Here is a 25,871-nt window from a genome sequence, read left to right as displayed (position 1 = left end):
TGATCGCATGTCCAGGATCAGAACCGGGCCAGGAGGTCGGCGAGGACGGTGGGCATGGCGGCGAGGACGTCTTCGGTTTGGTCGTCGGAGGTGCCGTAGGTGTGGGCGGTGACGGTGAAGGCGGTGCCGAAGGAGGCGGAGGCGACCTCGGGGACGCCCATATCGGACCAACCCCATTTGGTGCCGGTTACGTGCGGGAGTTGCGCGGTGCCCCAGTCCTGGACGGTGCCGTCCACGGCGACCTCGCTGGGGTCGGTCATCCATTCGAGGACCGGGCTCTCGGGGTCGCTGCGGAGTTTCACCATGAGGAAGTCGGCGACGTCGGCGGTGCTGGTCGAGGACATGGCCCAGTCGTCGTTGCCGCGGGTGGCGGTCAGGTTGTATTCGGCGGCGATCGAGTCGATCGCGTACGGGTACTTCGCCGCCATGGCGGCGGCGGCGCCATCGTCGGAGTGGCGAATCATGCGCTCCCCCAACTGTTTGTCCTCCGCCGAGCCGTCACCGTGCCGGAGCGCGTAGTCGGCCATGTAGAGCTTGGCGATCGATAACGCGGCGCGCGTCTCGGTTTCGTTGGCGGTCCCCCACCGCACCTCCGGGACCATTGATCGCAGGGAGATCGCCGTGCGCTCGGGCACCGGCTCGGCCCGGCCCGGATCGGGCAATCGCCATTCGGGGGTGGGCCGGCGCGGCGCTGTCCCATTCGGATCCACTCCGCCCGGCTCGGCTGCGGCCGGGGACGCCAGCAATACACACGCCCCTGCCGCTATCGCCCCGATCAACCCAGCTCGATAGCGCACAGCCACCTCCGCGTCGAGTTCGACCCGCATCCAGCTTGCCCGGACGCGGGCCCGGTACCGGCGAAGATGTTCCCGACACGCCGGACCGGGGCACGGATCCGATCGGATCAGACCGTGAGAATGGTGCGGCCGATGGCGGCGCGGGCGGCAATGGCGGCGTGCGCGGCGGCGGCCTGGTCCAAGGGGAAGCGCTGGCCGATGACGACCTCCAGCCGCCCGGCGGCAGCCTCGGCCTGCGCCTGTTGGAGCAGGGCGTTCCAGTCGATCTCACCGGCGCTGATCTCGAACAGCGGGACGATGGAAATACCCTGTGCTGCAGCTGCTTCCGCGTCGAAGGCCGCGAATCCGCCTGCGGCATTGCCGTATCCGAGAATCCGGCCACCGGCCACGATGGCGCCCATGGCCGCACGGCCGATCTCGCCGCCCGCGCCGTCGAGCAGGAGCTGGACGCCGCCGGTGAGCTTCTCAACCTCGCCGACCCAGTCCTCGCCCGAGTAGTCGACCACGGCGTTCGCGCCGAGCCGCTGTGCCAGCTCGAGTTTCGCCGCGCCGCGGCCCGCCGCGACTACCTGTGCGCCCGCCGCGCGCGCCATCTGGATGAGCAGCGTGCCCAAGCCGCCTGCGGCGGCGGTGATCAGCACCCATTCGCCGGGCTCGATGGCGGCCCGCGCCATGACCGCCAGCGCGGTCCGGCCGTCGTGCACCAGCGCCACCGCCTTGCCCATATCCAGCCCCTCGGGCACGGGCACCAGGCTTTCCGCCTTCGCGAGCGCCTTCTCGGCATAACCGCCCGTCGGCGTCCCACTGCCGATCCCGCTGGCGGCCGTCGAGGTGGCGACCCGCTTGCCGACCCACCCGGCATCCACTCCCGCCCCGACCGACTCCACGACCCCGGCGACCGCCCCACCAGGCACGAACGGCGGCTCCACCGGGAAGAAGTCCTTCGCCCACCCGCTGCGCATCAGGGTGTCGAGGAACATGACGTCGATCGCCTCGACCGCCACGACCACCTGTCCAGCACCGGCCACCGGTTCCGGCGCCTCCGCCACCGTGAGCACCTCCGGATCCCCGAACGCCTTGGCCTCCACAACCCGCATCTCTCTGCCTCCCATTTCGACGAGCAATCGACTACACAACCCTCGAACCTCGAGCACTGTTGAGGTCAAGCCGTAACGCCCGGATTACGCCGCAGGCGAACGACCCGACCCGTATCCGATGCACCTCGATGCTGGACGCCGCCGGGGGTGACGCTGTTGTTGCCCGAGATTCACCTGCCCGATTACCGGGGCGCGGTCGGCAGTATCCCGGCGCTCGCTGACGCCATTCCCGCGCTGGTCGGCACCGCCCGCGCCCCGCCGCGGACGACGTGGACCAGGAGATCGGTGAATATCCCCTCGACCTGGATGATTGAGAGCATTCCGGTATATGGCCACGGAAACGGCGGCGACACAGCGGATTACGGCTTGGTTGCGGGCATCTTGCTCACCGGGATCGCGCTTGCCGGGCCGTTCGCCCTCGGGTAGCGCGGACCGTCTCAGAAGCCTATGCTCGTCCGCTAGGTTCGAAACCTCTTGCCGGTGCGCGTATTTGACGTGGCAACCGCGGGGTGCGGCCGCATCGGGGTAGGTGCCCCGGTGAACGTGAGTGCGGAAGTGCGAAAGCTTGTCGGAGTCATCTAATCCTCCGGACGGTACGAACGAAGCCGTTCGGAGTGCGCGTCTGCCGGTTCGGACGCTGCTGGCGTGCGTGGTACTCACCACCGCGGCCGTTGCGGCGGGCGTTTACGCTGCGCCGGAGGACTTTCGAATACCGCTGATGGCGGGCGGGGCGACCGCGGCGGTGCTGTTGTGCGTGGCCGTCACCCTGGCGGTGTACTACCGCGCCCAGGTCAGGCAGGCGCGGCAACTGGCCGCGGCGGCCGAGGCCCAGGCGCAGACCAGCATCGACTTCACCGTGACCGACGCCGATGCCCGGATCGCCGCCGCGCAGGCCGCGGCCGAGGCGCGGATCGTCGAGGCGCATGCCCGGGTCGAACCGCTGGAGCAGTCCATCGCGGCCAAGACGCGCGAGGCCAAGGACAGCGACAATCGGCGCGCCGCCGCCATGGCCGCCTTCGCGGGTGCGGCCGGGCGCATGCAGGCCATGAGCACCAGCATGCTGGCCGAACTGCGTGAGATGGAGCATCGGCACGCGGATCCGAAGGTGCTCGGCGATCTGCTGGAACTGGATCACCGCACGGCGCAGGCCGGACGACTAGCGGACAGCATCGCGGTGCTCAGCGGCGCGCGCACGGGCCGCCGCTGGGCCAAACCCATTGGCATGGAGTCGATCCTGCGCGGCGCCATGGGCCGCGTCGCGGGCTATCAGCGAGTGCGCCTGCGCGCCGTGGCCGAGATCGCCATTGCCGGGCACGCGGCGGAGGGCGTCATGCACGCCCTCGCCGAACTCCTCGACAATGCCTGCAACTTCTCCCCGCCCACCACCGAAGTGCACGTCTACGCCGCCGAGGTGCCCGCGGGCGTGGTCATCACCATCGAAGACAGCGGCCTGGTCATGAGCGAATCCGCCCTGCGCCGCGCCGAATCCACGGTGTCCGGCCAACCAGGCCGGAGCTCGGACCTCTCCTCCCTCTCCGGCACCCGCCTCGGCCTGGCCGTCGTCGGCCACCTGGCACGCAAACACGAACTCACCGTGTCCTACCGCCCCTCCGCCATCGGCGGCTCCGCGGTCGTCGTGGTGGTCCCCCGCGAACTGACCACCCGCCTCGAACGCAACACCGGCTCCCTCACAGCCGTCGCAACCCTCCCCACCCGCCCCTCCACCGACACCCACCGCGTCCTCACCACCCACGCCGACACCCTGCCCTCCCGCACCCCGGCCGGTGAGCGCCGCGAACTCCCCACCCGCCAGCGCCGCGACCGAGGACCGAGCACTGCCGTCGCTCGCCCCTGATAAGGTCCGCAGCCTTCCCTCCCGCCCTGTTGCAGGTGAGAGGCGCGAATTGCCCTCCGGGACTGGAGCGAACGTGCGCCAGGAACTCCCCTCCCGCACGTCCGATGGTCAGCATCGCGAACTGCCTTCCCGCGCAGCCGACGACCGCGCGCTGCCCTCTCTGCCCACCTCGGGTGCGAGCGGAGAACTGCCGCACGGGGTCGACGCTGGCGATCAACAGCAGATGGCGGGCGAGGCGCGCGAGTCCGATTCCCGTGCCGGGTACTTGGGCATGGTGCCCGGGATGGGTGGCTCGGGGCATTCCGGGCTCGAACCGGCGTTGTCGTCGGCGGATACGGGGCTTTCCGACAGTGCGCAGGCGCTTTTCGGCGCGCCGCCGCCGCTGGCCGATTTGGATCCCGCGCATTCCGCGTATGCGCCGTCGGCCGATATCGCGTCCATTCCGGCGGAGTCCGGTGACGGATCCGCTACGCCCGTTGGGTCCGGGCTGCCCAGGCGGCGGCGTGGCAGCACGCTGGCCGCCGTCCATCCCGATGGGCTGTCCGCCCCCGGTACGCCGCCGCCCGCCTCGTTCCGGCCGCCGTCGCCCTCGAATATGGGGGCGTTCCAGCGTGCGATGAACGGTGGCGACAATGGCGGCAATACAACACCTTCCCCGTCCGCGCCCTTGGAGACCGATCGATGACACCCTCCGCCACGCAGCTGGGCTGGCTGCTGGAGCAACTGCTCGTCCGTATGCCGCGCGCCAGGCATGCCCTGTTGCTGTCCGGGGACGGGTTGAAGATCTGCCATACCGCCGAGTTGGGCAATGACAGTGCCGATCAGCTGGCCGCCATCGCCACTGGGATACAGAGTCTTTCGCATGGCGCGTCCGTCGAGTTCGGGGACGGGCGCGGCGGGGTGCGGCAGTCCATGACCGAGTTCTACGGCGGCATCCTGTTCATTGTGGAAGCCGGTGTGGGAGCGCATATCGCGGTGGTCGCCGCCGAGGACGCCGATGCGGGGCTGGTCGGCCACAATATGCGGGAACTGGTAGAGCAGCTCGGTGAACACCTCGCCGCCGCGCCCAGAGTCCGGGGAGCGAGCGTGTCGTGACCAGGCCAGACGAGAATCCGGACCGGCTGTACACGCTGACCGGCGGCCGCAGCCGCCCGGATTCCGACGCCTTCGATCTCGTCACTCTCGTTGTGAGCGAATGCGATCCGTCGCCGGGCATGCAATCCGAGCATGCCGCCATCCTCGATATGTGCCGCCGCCCCACCGCGGTCGTGGAGATCGCGGCCGAATTGCGGCTCCCCGTCGGCATCGCCACCATCCTGCTCTCGGATCTGCTGCACGCCGGGAAGATCACCGTGCGGAATCCGAGCTACACCACCGGCGCGTGGAATTCGCTGCCCGACACCACCACCCTGGAGAAGGTGCTCGTTGGACTCCGCAATCTCTGACCCCCGGCCCGCCCGCGCCGACGCACCGCTGAGCGCCAATGCCAGCCAGGGTCTCAAGATCGTCATCGTCGGCGGATTCGGCGTCGGCAAGACCACCATGGTCCGCTCCTTCAGCGAGATCCGCCCGCTCGACACCGAAGCCACCATGACGCAGGTCGGCTACGGCGTCGACGATGCGACGCTCGCCCCCGAAAAGTCCACCACCACGGTGGCTTTCGACTTCGGCCGCATCACCATCGACGACGAGCACGTGCTGTACCTGTTCGGCGCGCCCGGCCAGGAACGCTTCTGGTTCCTGTGGGACCGGCTGTTCACCGGCGCGCTGGGGGCGATCGTGCTGGTGGATCCGCGCCGTATCACCGACTCCTGGTACGCCATCGACCGGCTCGAGCATCAGCGCACGCCGTTCATCGTGGCCTGCAACAACTTCGGCGACTCCGCCACCGTGGACGAGGTGCGCGACGCCCTGGATCTGGATCCGCAGGTGCCGCTCATCGAATGCGATGCCCGCCAGCGCGAGTCCTGTAAGAGCGTGCTGATCACGCTGGTCGAATACCTCTACAACCCGGAGATCTCGCAATGACCTCGCCCGCGCAAGCCGGTGGCTGCCCGGTGCAGCACGGCGTCGTCCCGCTCAGCGGCCCCCGCTTCCACACCGATCCGCATGCCCTCTACAACGAGATGCGCCGCGATCACGGCGCGGTGGTGGCGGTGGAGCTACCCGGCGGGGTGCCCGCCTGGCTGGTCATCGGCTATCGGGAGATGCATCAGGTCACCAACTCCCCGGAGCTGTTCCCCCGCGATGTGAGCCTGTGGAACCAGTGGGGCAATATTCCGGAGGACTGGCCGCTGCTGCCCATGGTCGGCCAGCCCATGCCGTCCATCTACTTCACGGCCGGGGCCGAGCACCGCCGCCACGTGGCCATGGTGGAACCCGCCCTGGAAGCCGTGGACCCCTTCGAATTGCGCCGTGTCACAGAGAATCTGGCCGACGGCCTGATCGATGCCTTCTGCGGCCGCGGCACCGCCGATCTGGTGGCCGAATTCGCCGAACCACTGCCGGTCCTGGCGCTGGCCTGGCTCATGGGCATTCCCGACGAGGAGGGCCCGCACCTGGCCTGGACCATGAAGACCCTGGCCGACGGCGGCGCGGATGCCCAAGCGGCACATATGCAATTCGGCCAGGCCATGGCCCAGCTGGTGGCCCGCAAGCGCGCGGTCCCCGGCGACGACGTGGTCTCGCGCATGCTCGCCTACCCCGAGCCGTTCACCGACGAGGAGTACATGCTCGACCTGATGACCGTGGTGGCCGCCGGTCAGCTGCCGACCTCGGACTGGATCGGAAATTCGGTGCGGCTCATGCTCACCGACGATCGCTTCGCCGCCGCCCTGGGCGGCGGCCGCCGCAGTGTCGGCCAGGCCATGAACGAGGTGCTCTAGGAGGACACCCCCACCCAGATCCTCGCCGGTCGCTGGGCCGCCCGCGATACCCGCTTGGGCGACAAGGTGATTCGCGCCGGAGACATGCTGCTGCTCGGCCTGGCCGCGGCCAATGCCGATCCGTATGTGCGCCAGCAGGTCTCCGATGCGGCCGTGTACACCGGCAACAGCGCGCATTTCGCGTTCAGCCACGGCGAATACCGCTGCCCGTTCCCGTCCCAGCATATTGCCGAGATCATTGCCCGGACCGGCATCGAGGTGCTGCTGGACCGGTTGCCCGATATCGATCTGGCGGTGCCCGCGCAGAATCTGGTCCGGCGGCCGTCTCCGTTCCTGCGCGGAATGACTTCTCTCCCCGTTGTTTTCAGCCCAGTTCGCGCCGTCGGAGGTTTCCAGTGAGTTCTGCATGCCCGCACTCCATCGCCATCGATCCGATGGTGGGCGATCTGGCCGGGGAGACCGCGCGCCTGCGCGCGGCCGGGCCGCTGACTCGCATCGAGCTGCTGGGCGTTCCCGCGTGGACCGTCACCGACCATCAGCTGGCCCGTCAGCTGGTGACCGACACCCGGCTGGTCAAGGACATCGAATCCTGGGGGCTGTGGACCTCGGGCGTGGTGACCCGGCAGTGGCCGCTCATCGGCATGATCGATGCCGGTCGCTCCATGTTCACCGTGGACGGGGCCGAGCATCGGCGGCTGCGCATCAAGACCACCCAGGCGCTGACCCCGCGCCGCCTCGAAGCGCTGCGCCCGTCCATCGAGCGGCTCACCAAGGAACTCCTGGACAATCTGGAGGAGGCGGGCCGCGACGGCGCGGTCGTCGATCTCAAGCAGGTCTTCGCCTACCCGCTGCCCATGCGCGTCATCAGCGAGCTCATGGGCGTCGAGCGCGCCGATCAGCCGATGCTGCTGGAGGCATACAAGAAGTTCTTCTCGATGGTCACCCCGCAGGACGAGCGCTTGCAGGTCATCGAGGATCTGGACGTCTACTTCACCGAGATGGTGCGCCGCAAGACCGCCGCGCCCGGTGACGATCTCACCAGCGCGCTCATCCTGGCCGACGAGGGCGGCGAGCCGCTCACCGAGGAGGAGGTGGTCGGCAATCTCAAGGCGCTGGTCGCCGCCGGGCACGAGACCACGGTCAGCCTCATCCTGAATGCCGTGCGCGCCTTGCTGATCCGGCCCGACCAGCTGGAGCTGGTCCGCAAGGGCGAGGTGGAGTGGAAGCAGGCCATCGAGGAGACGCTGCGCTTCGACGGCCCGGTCATCCATCTGCTCATGCGCTTCGCCACCGAGGACATCACCGTCGGCGACACGGTCATCGAGAAGGGCGAGGGCGTGGTGATCTCGTACCGCGCCGTGGGCCGCGACACCGCGATTCACGGCGACGATGCCGATGAATTCGACGTGACCCGTCCGACCGCGGGCCGCAATATCTCCTTCGGCTACGGTCCGCACATCTGCCCGGGCGCGGCGCTGGCCCGGCTGGAGGCGGCCATCGGCCTGCCCGCCCTGTTCGACCGTTTCCCCGGACTGCGGCTGGCCGTACCGCCGGAGCAGATCACCAATCTGCCGGTGCTCACCCAGAACGATGTGGCGGCCTTCCCGATTCACCTGTCCTGAATTCGAGGCCCCCGTCCTCCGAGCATGACGGGGGCCTCATTCATAGTTGCTGCACATTTGCTCACTGCGCTTTAACTCATTACCTTCGATAAGAGTCAGGGTTCGGCAGCGGGTGAAGGGGTCAGTGATGTCAGGCAGGCACAGGAGATTGCACGCACCGAGCATGCGGGTGGTGTTGCCCTTGATCTTCGTGCCCATGTCCCTGCTCGCCGCCGCCTTCCTCGGGCTGGCCGCGGGGGTGCTGCTCGGGGTGTACGCGCCGGACTCGGTGCCCGTCCCGCACTGATTCAGCCGGTGTGGCCGAGGCGGCGGCCGATCACCCGGCAGGATTCGACGGCCTGGGCGGCGATCTCCGGAAACCGTTCCGGCGCAAGCCGATACGACGGCCCCGAGACACTGAGCGCGGCGATGATGCGGCCCTCGGCGTCCCGGATGGGCGCGGCGACGGCATTCAGGCCGATCTCAAGCTCCTCCTCGCACGCCGCCCAGCCCCGCTCGCGCGCCTGCGTCAACTGTGCGCGCAGCACACCCAAATCGGTAATCGTATTGGGCGCGAAGGATTCCAGCCGTCGCGCCAGCCGCGCGCGCAGCTCGGTGGCGGGCAGTTCCGACAGCAGCGCCTTACCGCTGGAGGTGGCGTGCGCCGGGCAGCTCTGGCCCACCCAGGTCCGCAGCGCGATGCCCGCCGAGCCCACGGCCTCGACGACATTCACGATGCGATCGCTGTCGAGGATGGCCACATTGGTGGTCTCGCCCAGCCGCGCCGCCAGCTCATCGCAGACGTCCTGGCTCTGCCGCGGCAGATCCATATGCGCACTGGTGGATCCGGCCAGCCGCACCACCGTGAACCCGAGCCGGTATTTTCCGCGTTCGGAGAGTTGCTGCACATAGCCGCGGGATTCGAGCACGGCGATGAGTCGCGACACCGTGGATTTGTGCACCCCGAGTTCGGCCGCGATCTCGGTGACCCCGGCCGCCCCGAGTTTGGCCACGATCTCCAGGGCGGCCAGTGCGCGATCTACCGACTGCACCGCTGCCGCCCCGTCTCGACGATTGCCGGACCCCTCGCCCGCTCGCGTAGCCATAACACGACCAGTGTATGCGGCGCTGGGTTTTCGCTGTGGCGGTGACATCGCGCGCTCACGACGCCGCCGACTTGATCAGATCGGCGCACTTCTCCCCCATGACCATGACGGTGATATTGGGGTTCACGGCGGGCAGTTTCGGCATGGCCGAGGCATCCACGACCCGCAACCGCCGCACGCCTTTGACCCGCAGCTGCGGATCGAGCACCGCCATGGGGTCGTCGGCCGCGCCCATGCGGGCGGTGGCGGCCGGGTGATAGACGGTGTTGTGGGTGCGGTGCATATAGTCCAGGAGCTCGTCATCGGTGACGGCCTCCGGTCCGGGCGCGAGTTCGCGGGCCACCCAGTCGCGCAGCGCGGGCTGCTCGGCAATGCGGCGGGCCAGGCGGATGCCGTGCAGCATGACGCGCTCGTCGTGGCCGTCCGGATCGCTGAAGTAGCGCGGGTCGACCCGAGGCTTGTCCCGGAAGTCACGCGAGCGCAGTCGCACGGTGCCACGCGAATGCCCTTGCGTCACATTGGGAGTCAGGCAGAAGCCATTGTCGGTGGTGGGATAGCCCCAGCGCACGGTGTTCATGTCGAAGGGCACGCTGCCGTAGTGCATCATGAGGTCGGGCTGGGCGAGACCGTCCTCGGTGGTGGCGAAGACGCCGATTTCCCACCACTGGGTGCACGCGGTGATCATGGGCCAGGCGGCCTCCCAGAACACCAGGCCCTCGACGTGATCGTCGAGATTGGACCCGACGCCCGGCGAGTCTGTGCGCACCGGAATACCCATGTCCCGCAGATATTCCGCGGGACCGATACCGGAAAGCATGAGCAGCTTCGGCGTGTCGATGGCCCCGGCGCTGACGATCACCTCCCGCACGGCCAGCACCGTGTCGAATCCGGTGAGGTCCGGCCGCCGGTACCGCGCTCCGATCGCGGAATTCGTTTTGTCGAACAGGATTTCGCTGGTCCAGCAGCCGGTCCGCACGATGAGGTTGGGCCGCGTGCCCAGGATCGGATGCAGGTACGCGTGCGAGGACGACTGCCGGATATTGTCGCCGTCGGCATTGATCTGGAACCAGCCCGCGCCATTGCGGACGGTCTCACCCCGATTGAATTGCACGGTGGGCAATCCCACCCGGGCGGCCGCCTCCAGCACGGCGTATCCGCACGGATCCTTCGGCGGCACATCCCGTATCTCCACCGGGCCGCTGTCGCCGTGGTGCGCCTCGGCGGCCGTATTGCGTTCCAGCTTGGCCACATACGGCAGCAGCCCGTCCGCACCCCAGCCGATGGCGCCCATGGCTTCCCACTCGTCGAGACCCTCGGCGGGCGGATGGAAGGCGATACACGAATTGTGCGAGGAACATCCGCCGAGCACCTTGGCCCGCGCTTGGCGCAGGAAGCTGTTGCCGCTGTCCTGCGGTTCCACCGGATAGTCCCAGTCGTAACCGGATTCGAGCAGGTGCATCCAATCGGCCAGGCGCAGGATCCGGTCGTCGCCGACATCGGAGGGTCCGGCCTCCAGCAGGCAGACCGTGACGTCCGGGTCCTCGCTGAGCCGGGCGGCCACCACGCATCCGGCCGAACCGCCGCCGATGATCACATAGTCGAAGGTGTCGGTCATGACGCCGCCCGAACCGCCGGGGCCGCGTGCGAGGCGAGCACGCCGATGACGCGAGTTCCCCGCAGCCCGTACCAGATCAGGCCCGCCGCCAGAATGGCGCCGATGTAGAGGAACGCGCCCCAGGTGTAGTACCAGGGACTGCCGTAGATGGCCGCGGGCGGCCACGCCAGATTGATCGCCATGCCCAGGCCCCACAGCACGGCGAACACATTGACCGCCATACCCCAGCGCCCCATGGTGAAGTACCCGCCCGCGGCCAGATCCCGCGCGGGCCAATTGCCGCACAGCCGCTGGTACAGCATGGGCGCGGTGACGCCCAGGTACGCCAGGTAGATCATGATCACGGCAATGGAGGTGATGACCGTGAACACCTTGGGCTGGCCGATATTCACCACCAGGATGAGCGTCGCAAGCACGCCGATCGCCACCGCGGGCACCACCGGAGTCTTGTGCTTCTCACTGACTCGGGCCAGCTGCGCGCTGAACGGCAGCGCATTGTCGCGGGCCATGGCGAAGGTCAATCGGATGGCGGCGGTGTGCACGGCCAGGGCGCACACCGTCACCGCGATGACGATGCACACCAGCATGATCTTGCCCAGGGTGCCGCCCATCACCTGTTCGACAATGTATTGCAGGCCGCCGCCCACCGTGCCGAGCATGTCGTCGTCGAGATTGGGCGCGGACAGCACCGCGAACACCAGGATGGCGCCGCCGATCACGAAGGAGGCCAACAGGGCGCGCAGAATCGCCTTGGGCGCGGTGCGGCGCGGTTCCACCGTTTCCTCACCGAGCGAGCTGGCGGTGTCGAAGCCGTACATGACGTACCCCGAGGCGAGCGTGGCGATCAGGAAGGCGCCCAGATATCCGCCGCTCTGCTCGGCGCCGTAACCATTGGCGGAGAAGAAGACATCGGGCCCGCGGGTGACGTGCAGACCCAGGATGACCGCAATGGCAACGGCCGCAACGAGTTCGATGAAGACGCCGGTGCTGTTGATCATGGCCATGAGGCGCACGCCGAAGGCGTTCACCACCGTGGTGAACACAATGAGCACCGTACCGAGCAGCACCGCGTTGGTGGCGAAATCCTGTGCCCCGAAGCCGTCGCCGATGATCTGGAATCCCTCCCACAGCCGGGGCAGATTCAATTGCAGCGCCAGCACGACCGCCGCCAGGCTGACAATGGACGCGGTGAGCATGAGCCAGCCCGCCGACCAGCCGACGAACTGATTACCCAGTTTCTTGGCCCAGTTGTAGACCGAGCCCGCCACCGGATATTTGGCCGCCAGTTCCATGAAGCAGAGCGCGACGGCGAGCTGGCCGACGAAGACCAGCGGCCAGGACCACAAATACCCGGGTCCGGCGGTGCCGTAGCCGAAGTAGAACATCTGGAAGGTGCCGGTGAGGATGGAGATATAGCTGACGCCCGCGGCGAAGCTGGAGAATTTGCCGATTCTGCGGCTCAGGGATTCCTTGTAGCCGAAGTCGGCCATGCCGTGGTCGGGGGTGGTCGCCGGGGTTGGAGTGGGGGGACGGGTAGTCGTCATGACGGCCCAACTTTCAGAAATATTGCAGCAAGAGCTATTCAGTTGTCAGCGGCGAACCAGCCGCCCACCGAGGGTGCGGTGTTGTGCCATATGTGTTTGGTCTCTTGATATTCGGACAGGGCGCTGGGGCCCAGCTCGCGGCCGATTCCGGAGCGGCCGAATCCGCCCCATTCGGCGGCGGGGGTGTAGTAACCGAAGTCGTTGAGCCACACCGTGCCGTGTCGAAGGGCGCGGACGAGGCGTTCACCGCGGGCCGTATCGGCGGTGCGGACACCGGCGGCCAAGCCGTACGCGGTGTCATTGCCCAGTGCGATGGCCTCGGCTTCGGTGGTGAAGCGTTCGACGGTGAGGATGGGGCCGAACGTCTCCTCCTGCACGATGCGCATCCAGCGCTGGCAGTCGTCGAAGATGGTGGGCAGGTAGTAGCTTCCGGATGCCAGGGCTGGATCATCGGGGCGCGCGCCACCGGTGACCAGCTTCGCGCCTTCGGAAATGCCCAGCGCTACATAGGCTTCCACTTTGGCTCGGTGCTGTTCGGAGACGAGCGGGCCGGTTTCGCTGGCCGGATCGAGGCCGGGGCCGACTGTGATCCGCTCGGCGCGCCGGACGAGCGCGGCCACGAAGTCCTCGGCAATGGACTCGTGCACGATGAGTCGTGTTCCCGCCGAACATACTTGGCCGGAATGCAGGAACGCTCCGGTCAGCACCGCGTCCACGGCGCTGTCGAAATCCGCGTCGGGAAACACGATGTGCGGATTCTTGCCACCGAGTTCCAATGCCACCCGGGTGATGTGGGCGGCCGCATTGCGGGCGATCGACTCGCCCGTGGCGGCGCCGCCGGTGAAGGATACGAGATCCACGTCGGGGGTGTCGGTCAGCGCGGAACCGACTGTGGCCCCGCCGCTCTGGATCAGATTCACCACCCCGGCCGTACTCCGGCCCGATCGATGAGCCGCACCAGGGCAATGGTGCTAAGCGGCGTGACCTCGCTCGGCTTGGCCACCATGGTGCATCCGGCGGCCAGCGCGGGCGCGATCTTCCACGACATCTGCAACAGCGGATAGTTCCACGGCGCGATGAGCGCGCACACCCCGACGGGCTCACGCACCACCCGGCTGATGATCGCCGGATTGCCGGTGTCGACGAGCCGGTCCGCGCCGGTGGCCGCCAGCCGCGGCGTAGTACCGGAAGACCGCGATCACATCGTCGATGTCGATATGGCTCTCGCGCAGGGTTTTTCCGGTGTCCAGGGTCTCTATCCGGGCCAGCGCCTCGCGTTCCGCGCCGAGCAGTTCGGCAATGCGTTCCAGCAGGGGCGATCCGCTCGGCCACCGGTGTCGACGGCCACCCACCGGTATCGAAGGCGGCGCGCGCGGCGGCCACCGCCGTCACCGCATCGGCGCGATCGGCCTCGTCCACGGTGACGATCACCGTGCCGTCGGCCGGATTCACGATATCGCGGGTGCCGCCACCGGCTGCGTGCACCCATTTGCCGTCGATATACAGATTCGGCGCACTACAGAGCTCGTCTAACATTGCGCGTCGCCGATCCGCTTGCGGGTCCATTCGTGGAATTCGGCAATGTGGTGCTCGGCGGGCACCAGCACCCCGCCCTGCCGATACGCCCGCGAGGACATGGCGGGCTGGGTGCGTTCACACGCCGCGAAATCCTGTTCGTTCACCCTGTGGAACAGTTCCACGGAATGCTCGAGCGCACCGCCGGAACGGACCACATCGGGCGCATAGAGCCAATCGCATTCGACAATGGTCCGGTCGTGCGCCATCGGGTACATGCGGTGGAAGATGACGTGATCGGGCACCAGGTTCACGAACACCGTCGGGCGAATGGTGATGGCGAAGTATTTGCGATCCTGCTCCGGCGCCAGATCGGGCAGCGGATCGAAACCGGCGCGACCGTCGACGGTGAATCCGGCTATGCGCTCGCCGAATTCGGCGCCGTGGCCCACGTAGTACTGCGCGGCGTATCCACCGGCGAATTCCGGCAGCACCTCCACCAGTTCGGGATGAATGGTGGCGCAGTGGTAGCACTCCATGAAGTTCTCGACAATGAGCTTCCAGTTGGCGGCCACATCGTAGACGACGCGTTTGCCGACCGTGAGGCGGTCCATGCCGTAGTGGTCGATGGCGGCGGGATCGCCCAGTCTGCCGGTGACCGCGCCCATGACATCGGTGTCGAAGGACGGCGGATCGTCGGCCAGGCAGACCCAGGCGTAGCCCAGCCATTCCCGCAGCGCGACCGGCACCAGACCGTAGGCGATACGGTCGATGGGTGCGCCCGAATCATCGTGCAGGGACTTGATATTGGGTGCGGCGACCAGCTTTCCGTCCAGCGCGTAGGTCCAGGCGTGGTAGGGGCAACGCAGCGTACGGCGCACCTGCCCTTCGGATTCGGTGCAGATCATGGCCCCGCGATGGCGGCAGATATTGAGGAAGGCGCGCAGTTCGCCGTCCTGCCCGCGCACCAGCAGCACGCTCTCGCGGCCGACCTGGACGCGGCGGAAGACGCCCGGCTCCCCGATATCCGATGTGCGGGCCGCGCAGAACCACATGGTTTCGAAGATGTGTTCCTGCTCGGCGCGGAAAACCGCTGGATCACAGTAGTACTCACCGCCGAGGGTGGGAATCAGGTCCGAGGTCACAGGGATACCAGCCTTTGCGGAGCGAACAGATCGATGGGGTGGCCGGTCGTCCCCGTCATGGCGAGCTCCGCGAGGATCTCGCCGACGACGGGCACGAATTTGAAGCCGTGACCGGAGAATCCGCAGGCGACAGTGACCGCGGTGTGCGCCGGGTGGCGGGCGATGACGAAATGCTGGTCGGCGGTATTGGAGTACATGCAGGTGGCGGTGTGGATGGCGCGACCGGCCAGCGCGGGCAGCAATTCGGTGACGCGCGTGCGCATTTCGGTGATCTCGTCGGGATACACCGTGCGATCGATGGTGTCCGGACCGCACGCGGTGCCCTTGCGGAAGAAGGCCGTCTTCACGCCGCCGTCGGGGCCGTCGATGGCCGGGAACCCGTAGATCTGTGCGCCCGCGTCGTTCTCGGCGATGTAGATGGGGTCGTGGTCGAAGTTCTTGCTGCCGTTGACCGGATCCAGCCAGTACATGACCTGGCGTTCGATCTCGATGGCGACACCGAGATCGGCCAGCAGGGCGGGAGCCCAGGCGCCGGGGCAGATCACCAGTTGCCCGGCGGAGTAGCTGCCCGAGCCGGTGGTGACGGTGACCCCGGCGCCGCTGTCGTGCCAGTCCTCGACCTGCTCGCCGAAGCGCAGGGTCGCGCCCGCCGCCGCGGCCAGATCCAGATGTGCGCCCACGGTGAGTTCTGGGCGCGCGAATCCGGCCTGTTCCTCGTACAGCCCGATGTGCTCGGCGCTGGGCGTGAAATTCGGGAAGCGGGAACGGATCTCACCGGCTGACAGGATCTCGTGCGGCAGCGACCATTCCTCGGCGGCGCGCCTGCTGCCCGCCACGGTCTCGCAGCCCGGTGGACCGATGTAGAGACCGCCGGTGAGGCGGTACACCTCGTCGCCGGAGTCGCGGGCCAGCTGTTCCCACAGCTCGTAGGCCCGCAGCAGCAGCGGCACATAGGCCGGGTCCTCGAAGTAGGACTGGCGGATGATGCGGGATCCGCCGTGGCTGGAGCCCTTGTTGTGGGCGGGCGTGAATTTCTCCAGGCCCAGGACACGGTGGCCGCCGCGGGCGAGGCGACAGGCGGCGGCGCTGCCCATTCCGCCCAGGCCGATGACGATGACGTCGTAGGTGTCGGGCATGGTTACCTCCGGATCAGCGACATCTCGGGATCGACCACGGGTTCGGCGTGCACCCGGGCCGTGAATGTGTGTGTCAGATAGTCGATTTCGACCGGATCGCCGGGCCGCACGGTGGCGGGCAGCCAGGCGTAGGCGATGGTACGGGCAATGGTGGCGGAATAGCCCGCGCTGGTGACGTATCCGGCCACCGCGCCGTCGACCGCGACCGGCTCCTTGCCGAGCACGACGGCATGCGGATCGTCGAGAACGACCGAGCGCAGGATCTTCTCGGGCGATGGGGCGGCATCGAGGGCTTGTTTGCCGAGGAACGACGGTTTGCTCATGCGCACGGCGAACCCGACTCCGGCGGCCTCCGGGGTGTGTTCGGTGGTCATGTCGGCGCCCCAGGAGCGGTAGCCCTTCTCCAGGCGCAGGCTGTTGAAGGCAATCCGCCCGGCGGCGACGACCCGATGCTCCGCACCGGCCTGCCACAGCAGATCCCACAGTGCCGCACCGTGTTCGGCGCTCGTGTAGATCTCCCAGCCGAGGTCGCCGACATAGTAGACGCGCAGCATGGTGACCGGGATGCTGCCCAGGAAAGTGCGCAATGCCTTGAAATATCCGAAAGCCTTGTGCGACAGGTCGTCCGCGCACAGCGGTTGCACCATCGCCCTGGCCTGCGGGCCCCAGACGCCGACACAGCAGGTGCCGCCGGTGATGTCGCGCAGGGTGACGGAGCCGTCGCCGGGCAGTCGCCGGATGAACCAATCGAAGTCCAGGGGCCCGTTCGCGCCGACCTGATAGTGCTGATCGCCGAGCCTGGCCACGGTGAGATCGCTGCGGACACCGCCGTTCTCGTCGAGCAGGAGCGTGTAGGTGACCGCGCCGGGCTTCTTGCCGACGTCATTGGTCGTCAGTTCCTGGAGGTAGGCGGTCGCGCCCGCGCCGCTCACCTCGTAGCGGGTCAGCGGGGTCATGTCGTACATGGCGACATGCCGTCGCGTCCAGGCGGCTTCGGCGATCGAGATGGGCGAGTAGAAGCTGCTCGACCATTCGTCGCGGGGCGGGAATTCGATGCCCTGCGCGGTGAGTTCGTCCACCAGTCCGGCATTCGCCTCGAACAAGGCCGGGCGTTCCCAGAGGCCGCCCTCGAATCAGAACGCGCCCAGTTCCCGGTGCCGGGCGTGGAACGGGCTGGTGCGCACATCCCGTGGCGCAGCGCGGTATTGATGCGGGTGAATGATGTCGTACACCTCGACGAAGGCCTGCACGCTGGTGCGCCGGACGAAGTCAGGGCTCAGGGCGGCCGCTTCGAAGCGATACAGATCGACCTCGTGCAGATCGATGCCGGGTGTGCCGTTCACGATCCACCGCGCCACCACACGCGCGACGCCCGCCGAATGCGTCACCCAGACCGCCTCGGCCACCCAGAATCCGGCCAGCTCGCGATGCTCGCCCAGGATGGGGAAACCGTCCGGGGTGAAGGAGAAGATGCCGTCGAAGCCCTCGTCCACCTTGGTGTCCCCGAGCGCGGGCAGCAGGGCGCGGCTCGCCGCCCAGGCCGGTTCGAACTCGGACTCGGTGAACGGCAGCATGGAGGGCATGGGCTCGTTCGCGGTGTCGCGCAGCAGCTCCCGCATATCGACCGGCCGGGGTTCGTGGCCGTAGTAGCCGATGCCGATGCGGTCGCCGTAGGTGCGGTAGTACAGGTCGGCGTCCTGATGGCGCAGGATGGGCAGTTGCCCGCCGTCGAGCGCGGGTACCGGTGCGGTCTTGGCGAATTGGTGCGCCATGGGCACCAGCGGCACGGTGAGACCGACCGTGCGCCCCAGTTCCGCGCCCCAGAAACCGGCCGCGCTGACGACGATATCAGCGGGGAATTCGGTGCCTTCGGCGGTGCGGACGCCCCGTACGCGCCCGTCCCGCTGCAGGACCTCGACCACCTCACAGTCACCGAGGAATCGGGCGCCTCGCGCGACGGCCTGCCGCGCCTGCTCCTCCGCTGCGCGGACCGCCAGCGCCAAACCGTCCGTGGGCGTGTGGAATCCGCCGAGTATCCGATCCCGATCGAGGAGCGGGAACAGCTTCGCGCATTCGCCGGGGTCGAGCAGGCTGCCTGCGATTCCCCAGGATTTCGCCCACCCGTGCCTGCGGTGCAGATCCCGCCAGCGCTCCGGGGTGGTGGCGACCTCCAGCCCGCCGACCGCGTCGAAGGCGTCCAAGGCGGTGAACTTCTCCACCGTGTACCGGGCCAGCTCCGCCATGGTCTTGGATCCATTGGTCTGGAACACCAAACCCGTTGCGTGCGAGGTGGATCCGCCCGTCCGGAACAGTGGCCCCCGATCGAGCACGGTGACGTCGGTCCACCCCAATCGGGTGATCTCCTCGGCCAGGCCCGTGCCCACGATTCCCGCACCGATGATGACGACTCGCGGCTGAATCACCGCGCCTCCAAGTTGTTGCGTATTGCGCACCAAGTGCCGTAATACGCAACTATGCTCCGCCCGGCCGGATACCCTGTCAGCCGGAACGACGAAATACGTATTCCCTTTGTTTCCTGCATGTTTCACCGTCCGACCAGGACTGTCGGAGGGGGTCGGGACGGCGGTCCGCGCTGCCCGGCGGCCACTCGCTCACCGCGCATCGGCATGCGCCCCGCATCCTCCGGAGGGCCGCCGTCGATCTCGTGCGCGGACTCGCCGGGCTCGTCGCGCGGGGATCCGGCCAACCTCTGCCAAGATCAGCATCTGTCCGGCGACTACGCGGAGTGAGGTGGGTGATGGCCGATCCGTTCGAGGACGGCGGCGAGCTGACCGCCGAGCGGTTGCGACTGCTCGGCGAAATCCTCAACGAACCCAGCATCGCGGTGCTGCGGACGCTGGGTATCCGGCCCGAATGGCGGTGCTGGGATATCGGTTCCGGCGCGGGCCATATCGCCAACTGGATGTCGGCGACCGGGGCATCGGTGCTGGCGACCGATTTGCACACGGGCCGCATCCGGGTGCCGGACACGGTCGACGTGGCGGTGCACGATGTGCGGACCGATCCCCTGCCCGGGCGTTTCGACCTGATCCATGCCCGGTTGCTGTTCATGCGGCTGCCCGAGCCCGAACGGGTGGTCGCGCGACTCGTCCCGGCCTTGAAGCCCGGCGGGGTGCTGATGATCTCCGACTGGGATCGCCCGGAGACCGAACCGGTCATCAACGCACCCGACGCCACCAGCGGGGCGGCCGCCGAACGCGTCACCGCCGCGCTGCGTGCGGCGGCGGGTGCGGCCGGAATCGATTTCGACTGGGCCCGGCGCACGCCCACGGCCTTCCTCGCCGCCGGACTGTCCACCGTGACCACGCACACCGCGAGCACCACCTGGACCGGCAATAGTTCCGGCTGCCGGTTGCTCGCGCTCTACAGCAGGCTGCTCCAGACCTCGCCCGCGGCAACGGCAGCGCTGCGCGACGATGCCGCCGCGCTCACCCAGCCCGAACTGATGTTGTGGTCGCCGCGGCTGTTCACCACCACCGGGCGGGCGCGCTGACGCTCAGCGGCCGTGCAGGGTGCGCAGGTAGGCGTTGTAGTCGCGGAGTTCGTCCGCCGCGGCCGCCGCGGCCGCCGCGGAAAAGCGTTCGGCCCTGGCGTTCTCGCGCTGTTCGTCGCGGCGCCAGCGAATCGCGAAGATGGTCACGATGATCAGCGCGGCGGGTTCACCGTAGGACCAGGCCAGCGAGCCCGCCAGTTTCTGATCGGCGAGGACGTCCACGCCCCAGGCGGCGGGCGGGTCGGCGAACACGGCGATCATCGGGGTCGAGCCCATCATGAGGACGACGCCGATGAACACGTGCAGGGGCATCTCCAGGAAGATGTCGAAGAAGCGGCCCAGATTGCTCTGCCGCATCGGCAGCGGGCCGGTGGACAGCACCGGGATGATGAACAGCAGGCCGGACACCAGGAACAGCAGTTCCAGGGCGATATGGCCGGGCCAGCGGGATCCGACGGTGTCCAGCAACGGGGTCAGGTACAGGCCGTAGTAGCTGAACAGGAACAGCGGGATCGTCACGCCGGGATGCAGGAGGATTCGGCCGATCCGGCCGCGCAGCCCGGCCAGCGCGGTCGCCAGCACCACGCGGCCCGCGCCCCGATGCGAGGTCGCGCGCAACAGCAGCAGTCCGGGCGAACCCAGCACCCACAGCGGCGGGATCGCGATGGACAGCGTGAGGTGCTGAAACATCCAGATGCTGAAGAGTTTGTACCCGTAGCCCTCGATGGCCAGACCCGTAACCGCCACCAGCGCAGCGCTTCCGGTCATGAAGCAGGCGGTCCGCCACCAGGGCCAGTCGCGGCCCGCGGCCTTCATCCGCCATACGCCCCAGCCGTAGAGCACAGCGGCGAGGATTCCGAGCGCAGGCAGCACCGGCACCGGTTGCGGATTCCAGGCCAGCAGTGCGGGCAGCGTCGGCGCCACCTCCGGCAGATGCACCGCGCCCGCACTCACCATGGCCCGCATCCCTCCCGCTGTCACCCAAACCTACGTAGGAGAATAGTAGATTGCCCGATTCGCACTGTTCGCCCCCGGGGGCCACACTGATGTATTGCGACACGCTCATCGGGTATCCCGTGGCTGTTACCGTCGAATTCGCGGAACCTCCAAGGTAAGGAGCACGCCATGTGGGGCATCATCACCATGATCATCATCGGCCTCATAGCCGGTGCCATCGCCCGCCTCATCGTTCCCGGCAAAGAAGACTTCGGCTGGATCCTCACCATCGTCCTGGGCGTGGTCGGCGCCTGGGTGGGTGGCACCCTGGGCAGCCTCGTCTTCGCCCCCCACGAATTCACCATCCGCCCACCGGTCGAGCACACCTTCATCGGCGCCATCATCGGCGCGGTGCTGGTCCTGGTCATCTACAAGTTCATCCGCGCCCGCGTCTGAGCCGATGCACCGCGGTCGGCCGACGCCGCGAATCGGCCGACCCGACCGGCGCGCCGCAAATACGCTGGGCCCCATGACGAACCAGACCGCGGCCCGGGAGCACAGCCACCCCTTCGTTCCCTACCAGCCGCCTCGCCTCGACCAGGCCGAGGGCATTGCGCGCGGGGCCGATTTCCACGACTTCCTCGAAACCCGGCGCAGCGTACGCTTTTTCGCCTCGGACCCGGTGCCGCGCGAGATGATCGAGCTGGCGGTGGCGGCCGCGAATACGGCGCCGTCCGGGGCGCATCATCAGCCGTGGAAGTTCATCGCGATCAGTGATCCGGAGGTCAGACATCGCATTCGCGAGGCGGCCGAGCACGAGGAGCGGATCAACTACGAGGGTGGTCGGCTGCCCGAGGCGTGGCGAACCGCGCTGGCGCCCTTGGAAACCGACTCGGACAAGTCCTACCTGGACGTGGTTCCGTGGATCGTGGTCGTCTTCGCGGAAAAGAGCACTCCCCTGCCCGACGGCGATCTGCGGAAGAACTACTACGTCAACGAGAGCGTGAGCATTGCCTGCGGCCTGTTCATCGCCGCCCTGCACACCATGGGCCTGGCCACGCTGACACACACACCGAATCCCATGGCATTCCTGAGCGAAATCCTGCACCGTCCCGCCACCGAACGCCCCCACAGCCTGTTCCCCATCGGCTACCCCGCGCCGGACTGCGAAGTCCCCGCCCTGACCCGCAAACCCGACGCCCTCGAATTCTTCCCGCCCGCCTGAGGCCCTACCGGATCGGTTCCGCACTGGGCCACCGGAATCGGAGCTCCTCCCCCACGCGCAACTCCCGCCAGACGGGCGCCAGCGCATCGAGCCGCTCCCCGATCCGATCGAGCGCCGCCGACGTATCCGCATCCAATTCGGCCGCCGCCGGAGCCCAGTCCGGCGGCCGCGCCGACGGATCGTGCCTGCGCACCCAATGCACCAGCGAAAGCCCCGCCAACCGTTCCGACAACCCCATCTCTCGACCGCTGGAGTGATCGCCGTCCCGCATCCGATCCTCCTTCTTACGCTGCTTGCGCGCCTGCCGCCGCTCCTCCCGGCTGTCCCGCCGCCCCTGCGGCACCGGCCGGAACATTCCCCCGCCCCGCGCCGCCCGACCGAACACCGCATCGGTCAGCCCCAGCTCACACTCGACCACGTAATGAGCCAGGTCGTGCGGCACATCGTCGTGATACCCCGGAGCCGGATCCAGCTCCCGCACCCCGTGTACGGCATCGGAGACCACCGTCGAATACCGTCGCGCACCCGTCCGCTTGAAGGTCACATCCACGGCCACACGGTAGGCCGACACCGGCCCTCGGGCATCCGAATTTCCTCCGGTGGGAGTTCCCTCAATCGTGGGGCGCGGACTCCCGTGCCACGTGGCTGTTTTGCAGCTGCCGCTTGTAGATCTTGCCGCTGTCGTCGCGTGGCAGGGCGTCGACGATCCGAAGGTGGGTGGGGATCTTGTAGTCGGCGAGTTGCCCGCTCAGCGCGACACGCACGCTGTCGGCGGTGAGAGCGGAACCCGGGCGCGGGAGGATATGCGCGGCGACCGCTTCGCCGAGATCACCGCTGTCGGGCACGGCGAACACCGCGACATCCTCCACCTCGTCGAGCGCGCTGATGGCGTTCTCGATCTCGGCGGGATAGATGTTCACGCCGCCGCGGATGATGATCTCGGCGGCGCGCCCGGTCAGGTACAGGAATCCGTCCTCGTCGACATAGCCGAGGTCGCCGACCCACAGATACCCGTCGACCGGTGTGGACGGTGCTCCCAGGTTGAGGTACTCGAACGTCGGCCAGTAATCGGCGCCGCGGACATGGACGCGGCCGGATTCGCCTGCGGCCAGGGGGTTTCCGTGCTCGTCGGCAATGAGCACACCGGAGCCGTCGGCTCCCCGGCCGACGCTGCTCGGGTGGGCGAGCCATTCGGCGGCGCTGATCCAGGTAATGGTGCCCGCCTCGGAGTTTCCGTAGAACTCCCACAGCGCATCGCCGAACATCTCGATCGCCGCCTTCTTGACGGCCGGAGGGCACGGGGCGGCGGAGTGAATGATGCGGGTCAGCGACGACAGGTCGTAGCGGGCGCGCTCGTCCGCCGGGACGCCGAGAATCCGCGACAGCATGGTCGGCACGATCTTGACCTGCTGAATCCGATGCCGGTCCACCAACTCCAGGAAACGGCGCGGATGAAATCGGGGCATGATCACGATATCGGCCCCCATCCGCAGTCCGAGCACCGCGACCGCATTGGGACTGGTGTGATACAGCGGCCCTGCCACCAGCATCCGCACGCCAGGCGCGAGACCCATACGAGTAGCGGTGGCGCCCGCGATGGACAGCAACTGCTGCGGAGTCATGCGTTCCCGCGCAACGCCTTTGGGCTTACCGGTGGTGCCGGAGGTGTAGATCACGCCCATGGAATCGGCGATCGCGCCCTCGATGTGCCCGACAGGCTCGGGGTGCGCGCCGATCCATTCCTCGAGCAGCGGGTGGCGGCCCGTGGGTGTGGCGAGGGCCGGATCGAGCCCGGCTGCGTCGAGAAGTTCGGCTGGCATGCCGATTTCGACGATGACGGCGGCACTCCCGACCGCCGCGCGAGCGGCTTCCACGGTGGCAACGAACTCGGTGTGCGCGAAGATCAGCCGAACCTCGGCGTCGGCGATCACGTGCCCGACCTCGGCGGCCGTCCAGCGGGTATTGATCGGCAGCGGGTTACCGCCGGTCGCGGCGATCCCCACGGACACTTCCAGGAATTCGATGTCATTGCGCGCCATGACGGCACACTTGTCGCCCCGCCCGATGCCCGCGGCGATAACCGCCGAACCGATGCGACCGGCGCGCGCCAAGGCATCGGCCTGCGTGCGAGTACGTGTGCCACAGGTGAGCGTAGGCGCGCCCCGGCCGACATCGTTCATTTCTCAGATCACTTTCTGTCAGGCGCGGGGCCGGGTGTAGAGGCGGCCGACGACCTCGCCACGTTCCAGTCGGCCGAGACTCTCAGGAAGCGTTTCGAACGGTACTTCCTCGAGAACGGGTTGCATGCGCCCCGCAGCGATGAGGTCGAGCACCTGGCGAACCTCCTCGGGTTCGGAGCCGATGGAACCGTGCAGTTGAATCATCCGATTCACCAGATCCGCATTCCGCACAGCGGTTTCGGAACGCCCCAGGCCCACCAGCACAATCCTCCCCCCGGCGCGGACCACGGCCCCCGCGTCAGCCGTGGTGCTACCGACACCGGCGAAGTCGACGATAAGATCCGGTGCCACCGCAGCGAGCTCACCGATGTCGGTATAGCACTCCCGAACACCGAATCCACGTGCCGCATCGAATGTTCCGGTATTGATATCGACCCCGTAAACGGTGCACCCGCAGATATCGGCGACCACCGCACCCATCAACCCGAGCCCGCCGAGCCCAATGATCCCAGCCGTCTGCCCCGCCTTCGCCTCACCAATGGTGCGCACCGCGTGGTACGCAGTCGCCACCGAATCGGTCGCCACCGCGGCCTGCGCGAAGGAAACCCCGTCGGGTATCCGAACCAGCGCACCCTCATGCGCGAGCACCTGCTCGGCATACCCCCCGTCATACCGGATCCCCGGAACCAAGCTCCAGTCGTCCGCGAGCGCCCCCCGCACCGAATCAATAGCCAACACAACCCACTCCCCAACCCGAAAACCGTCCACACCCGCCCCGAGCACCGCAATCGTCCCCGCCACCTCATGCCCCAACGTGATCGGCACAGGCGTACCCGGTATCGCCCCATGCAGCACATGAATATCGGTGTGGCACAACCCCACCGCCTCCACATCGAGCACAACCCACCCCGCCTCCGGCTCCGGCCCGGGCACATCCCGAAGCTCCAACGCCGCACCCACCCCAACGAATTGCATAGCTTTCACGGTCAATCTCCTGAAATGCTCGGATCCAGCCCAACATTCACATGACCGCCCCTGCCCGAGCGCCGCCCGCGTTTCTAACAGCCAGCCAACAATCGGTCAACTTCCCAGACCAAAACCCACGACCCCCACGAAGCACCCGAATCCCTGAAGACTTTCTGCCCACAGAACTACCCCAGAAACGAGTCCGGCCCCTGACCGTGCGAACTTCTTCGCTGGTCAGGTGCCGGATTAGGCTCCCCCATCTGGACTCGAACCAGAAACCTGCCGATTAACAGTCGGCTGCTCTGCCAATTGAGCTATAGGGGATTGTTTCCCTGTCGGCCGCTCGGGCTGACGGGAAGAAACTTTAGCGTATGGGTTGTTCACTTCCCAAATCGCGCTTCTAGCTGGGGGGATGTGGTCGGTGGGGCGGATCGACAGGGGGGTGGGGTGTCGGGCAGGATGTAGGCGGGGGTTGGGCTACTGGGAGGAGTTCTCGGAGATGCTGCGGTTGGTCATCGGTATTGCGGCCGGTTATGTGCTGGGCGCGAAGGCCGGGCGGGCTCGGTATGAGCAGATTAGTAAGACCACGCGAGCTATCAGTGAGAGTCCGGTCACACGGAAGCTGGTGCAGGTGTCGCGGCAGAAGCTTGCCGACAAGTTGAGCACTCAGCCGAAGCTCGAGCCCATGGTGCCGCTGGATGAGCGGACCACCATTTTGGTGCCGCACGATCAGCTGCGGCGGTAGACCGCCGCA

At 67.7% G+C, this 25,871-nt stretch carries 25 protein-coding genes, 1 tRNA gene and 2 pseudogenes; 14 read left to right on the top strand and 14 right to left on the bottom strand.

Features of this window, described 5'->3' with window-relative positions:
• Window positions 1-17: 17 nt before the first annotated feature.
• Window positions 18-590, bottom strand: coding sequence for a hypothetical protein (locus NC4_RS22085; protein ID WP_157555045.1), 573 nt, complete (start codon window positions 588-590; stop codon window positions 18-20).
• A 314-nt stretch (window positions 591-904) separates the two neighbouring features.
• Window positions 905-1,894 carry a zinc-binding dehydrogenase gene (locus NC4_RS22080; RefSeq protein WP_067541399.1) on the bottom strand — a complete coding sequence of 330 codons (990 nt, stop codon included), beginning with the start codon at window positions 1,892-1,894 and terminating at the stop codon, window positions 905-907.
• A 147-nt stretch (window positions 1,895-2,041) separates the two neighbouring features.
• On the opposite strand from NC4_RS22080, the gene NC4_RS22075 reads away from it, so the two are divergent.
• The 10 genes from NC4_RS22075 (at window position 2,042) to NC4_RS44070 (ending at window position 8,542) form a co-directional block, all read left to right on the top strand.
• Window positions 2,042-2,320, top strand: coding sequence for a hypothetical protein (locus tag NC4_RS22075; RefSeq protein WP_067541397.1), 279 nt, complete (start codon window positions 2,042-2,044; stop codon window positions 2,318-2,320).
• Window positions 2,321-2,543: 223 nt separating this feature from the next.
• Window positions 2,544-3,749, top strand: coding sequence for a sensor histidine kinase (locus NC4_RS22070; protein WP_245721838.1), 1,206 nt, complete (start codon window positions 2,544-2,546; stop codon window positions 3,747-3,749).
• A 73-nt stretch (window positions 3,750-3,822) separates the two neighbouring features.
• Complete coding sequence (locus tag NC4_RS22065; RefSeq protein WP_067541395.1) at window positions 3,823-4,434, top strand: hypothetical protein; 612 nt, start codon at window positions 3,823-3,825, stop codon at window positions 4,432-4,434.
• The gene (locus tag NC4_RS22060) at window positions 4,431-4,844 is read left to right on the top strand and encodes a roadblock/LC7 domain-containing protein (RefSeq protein WP_067541393.1); all 414 of its coding nucleotides are present in this window, start codon (window positions 4,431-4,433) and stop codon (window positions 4,842-4,844) included. The genes NC4_RS22065 and NC4_RS22060 overlap by 4 nt, the downstream gene beginning before the upstream one ends.
• Window positions 4,841-5,194 carry a DUF742 domain-containing protein gene (locus tag NC4_RS22055; protein ID WP_067541391.1) on the top strand — a complete coding sequence of 118 codons (354 nt, stop codon included), beginning with the start codon at window positions 4,841-4,843 and terminating at the stop codon, window positions 5,192-5,194. Before NC4_RS22060 ends, NC4_RS22055 begins: the two co-directional genes overlap by 4 nt.
• On the top strand, window positions 5,175-5,777 hold the full coding sequence (locus tag NC4_RS22050; RefSeq protein ID WP_084529600.1) for a GTP-binding protein: 603 nt from the start codon (window positions 5,175-5,177) through the stop codon (window positions 5,775-5,777). Before NC4_RS22055 ends, NC4_RS22050 begins: the two co-directional genes overlap by 20 nt.
• Window positions 5,774-6,634 (top strand): cytochrome P450 family protein, encoded by an 861-nt coding sequence (locus tag NC4_RS22045; protein ID WP_245721837.1) that lies wholly within the window; start codon window positions 5,774-5,776, stop codon window positions 6,632-6,634. The genes NC4_RS22050 and NC4_RS22045 overlap by 4 nt, the downstream gene beginning before the upstream one ends.
• A 54-nt stretch (window positions 6,635-6,688) precedes the next feature.
• Entirely contained in the window at window positions 6,689-7,033 is a 345-nt protein-coding gene (locus tag NC4_RS42995) for a cytochrome P450 family protein (protein WP_245721836.1), read from the top strand.
• Window positions 7,030-8,256, top strand: coding sequence for a cytochrome P450 family protein (locus tag NC4_RS22040; RefSeq protein WP_067541389.1), 1,227 nt, complete (start codon window positions 7,030-7,032; stop codon window positions 8,254-8,256). The genes NC4_RS42995 and NC4_RS22040 overlap by 4 nt, the downstream gene beginning before the upstream one ends.
• A 163-nt stretch (window positions 8,257-8,419) precedes the next feature.
• The gene (locus NC4_RS44070; RefSeq protein WP_281186356.1) at window positions 8,420-8,542 is read left to right on the top strand and encodes a hypothetical protein; all 123 of its coding nucleotides are present in this window, start codon (window positions 8,420-8,422) and stop codon (window positions 8,540-8,542) included.
• Window position 8,543: 1 nt separating this feature from the next.
• On the opposite strand, the gene NC4_RS22035 is transcribed toward NC4_RS44070, so the two are convergent.
• From NC4_RS22035 to NC4_RS22005, 7 genes and pseudogenes are all read right to left on the bottom strand, one after another.
• Window positions 8,544-9,341 carry an IclR family transcriptional regulator gene (locus NC4_RS22035; protein ID WP_067541387.1) on the bottom strand — a complete coding sequence of 266 codons (798 nt, stop codon included), beginning with the start codon at window positions 9,339-9,341 and terminating at the stop codon, window positions 8,544-8,546.
• Window positions 9,342-9,396: 55 nt separating this feature from the next.
• Window positions 9,397-10,956 carry a GMC family oxidoreductase gene (locus NC4_RS22030; protein WP_067541385.1) on the bottom strand — a complete coding sequence of 520 codons (1,560 nt, stop codon included), beginning with the start codon at window positions 10,954-10,956 and terminating at the stop codon, window positions 9,397-9,399.
• Entirely contained in the window at window positions 10,953-12,500 is a 1,548-nt protein-coding gene (locus NC4_RS22025; protein ID WP_067541383.1) for an APC family permease, read from the bottom strand. The genes NC4_RS22030 and NC4_RS22025 overlap by 4 nt, the downstream gene beginning before the upstream one ends.
• A 38-nt stretch (window positions 12,501-12,538) precedes the next feature.
• Window positions 12,539-14,036 (bottom strand): annotated as a pseudogene (locus NC4_RS22020) (aldehyde dehydrogenase family protein).
• Window positions 14,030-15,166 (bottom strand): aromatic ring-hydroxylating oxygenase subunit alpha, encoded by a 1,137-nt coding sequence (locus NC4_RS22015; RefSeq protein WP_067541719.1) that lies wholly within the window; start codon window positions 15,164-15,166, stop codon window positions 14,030-14,032. The pseudogene NC4_RS22020 and the gene NC4_RS22015 overlap by 7 nt, the downstream one beginning before the upstream one ends.
• Window positions 15,157-16,296, bottom strand: coding sequence for an N-methyl-L-tryptophan oxidase (gene solA / locus NC4_RS22010; RefSeq protein WP_067541381.1), 1,140 nt, complete (start codon window positions 16,294-16,296; stop codon window positions 15,157-15,159). Before solA ends, NC4_RS22015 begins: the two co-directional genes overlap by 10 nt.
• Window positions 16,297-16,298: 2 nt before the next feature.
• Window positions 16,299-18,719, bottom strand: a pseudogene (locus NC4_RS22005) (GcvT family protein).
• A gap of 335 nt (window positions 18,720-19,054) precedes the next feature.
• Between NC4_RS22005 and NC4_RS22000 the strand changes: the two are divergent.
• A complete protein-coding gene (locus tag NC4_RS22000) occupies window positions 19,055-19,810 on the top strand; it encodes a class I SAM-dependent methyltransferase (protein ID WP_067541379.1) in 756 nt (251 codons plus the stop codon).
• Window positions 19,811-19,813: 3 nt separating this feature from the next.
• On the opposite strand, the gene NC4_RS21995 is transcribed toward NC4_RS22000, so the two are convergent.
• The gene (locus NC4_RS21995; RefSeq protein ID WP_067541377.1) at window positions 19,814-20,776 is read right to left on the bottom strand and encodes a cytochrome c oxidase assembly protein; all 963 of its coding nucleotides are present in this window, start codon (window positions 20,774-20,776) and stop codon (window positions 19,814-19,816) included.
• Between the two features lie 159 nt (window positions 20,777-20,935).
• Between NC4_RS21995 and NC4_RS21990 the strand changes: the two genes are divergently transcribed.
• Entirely contained in the window at window positions 20,936-21,202 is a 267-nt protein-coding gene (locus NC4_RS21990) for a GlsB/YeaQ/YmgE family stress response membrane protein (protein WP_067541375.1), read from the top strand.
• Window positions 21,203-21,275: 73 nt separating this feature from the next.
• A complete protein-coding gene (locus tag NC4_RS21985) occupies window positions 21,276-21,971 on the top strand; it encodes a nitroreductase family protein (RefSeq protein ID WP_067541373.1) in 696 nt (231 codons plus the stop codon).
• Between the two features lie 4 nt (window positions 21,972-21,975).
• On the opposite strand, the gene NC4_RS21980 is transcribed toward NC4_RS21985, so the two are convergent.
• The 4 genes from NC4_RS21980 to NC4_RS21965 form a co-directional block, all read right to left on the bottom strand.
• Window positions 21,976-22,521 (bottom strand): hypothetical protein, encoded by a 546-nt coding sequence (locus tag NC4_RS21980; protein ID WP_067541717.1) that lies wholly within the window; start codon window positions 22,519-22,521, stop codon window positions 21,976-21,978.
• A gap of 61 nt (window positions 22,522-22,582) precedes the next feature.
• Entirely contained in the window at window positions 22,583-24,151 is a 1,569-nt protein-coding gene (locus NC4_RS21975) for an AMP-binding protein (RefSeq protein WP_067541372.1), read from the bottom strand.
• 18 nt (window positions 24,152-24,169) lie between these two features.
• Window positions 24,170-25,126, bottom strand: a complete 957-nt coding sequence (locus NC4_RS21970; RefSeq protein WP_245721835.1) for a zinc-binding dehydrogenase — start codon at window positions 25,124-25,126, stop codon at window positions 24,170-24,172.
• A 242-nt stretch (window positions 25,127-25,368) separates the two neighbouring features.
• Window positions 25,369-25,441: transfer RNA gene (locus tag NC4_RS21965), tRNA-Asn, on the bottom strand.
• A gap of 175 nt (window positions 25,442-25,616) precedes the next feature.
• Between NC4_RS21965 and NC4_RS21960 the strand changes: the two genes are divergently transcribed.
• Entirely contained in the window at window positions 25,617-25,862 is a 246-nt protein-coding gene (locus NC4_RS21960; protein WP_067541715.1) for a hypothetical protein, read from the top strand.
• The last annotated feature ends 9 nt before the right edge of the window (window positions 25,863-25,871 follow it).

The sequence above is a fragment of the Nocardia crassostreae genome, from assembly GCF_001613405.1.
In the GTDB taxonomy this organism is placed as follows: Bacteria; Actinomycetota; Actinomycetes; order Mycobacteriales; family Mycobacteriaceae; genus Nocardia; species Nocardia crassostreae.
The sequence above is the reverse complement of the archived record's forward strand: the minus strand, read 5'-3'. Positions and strand labels throughout refer to the sequence as shown.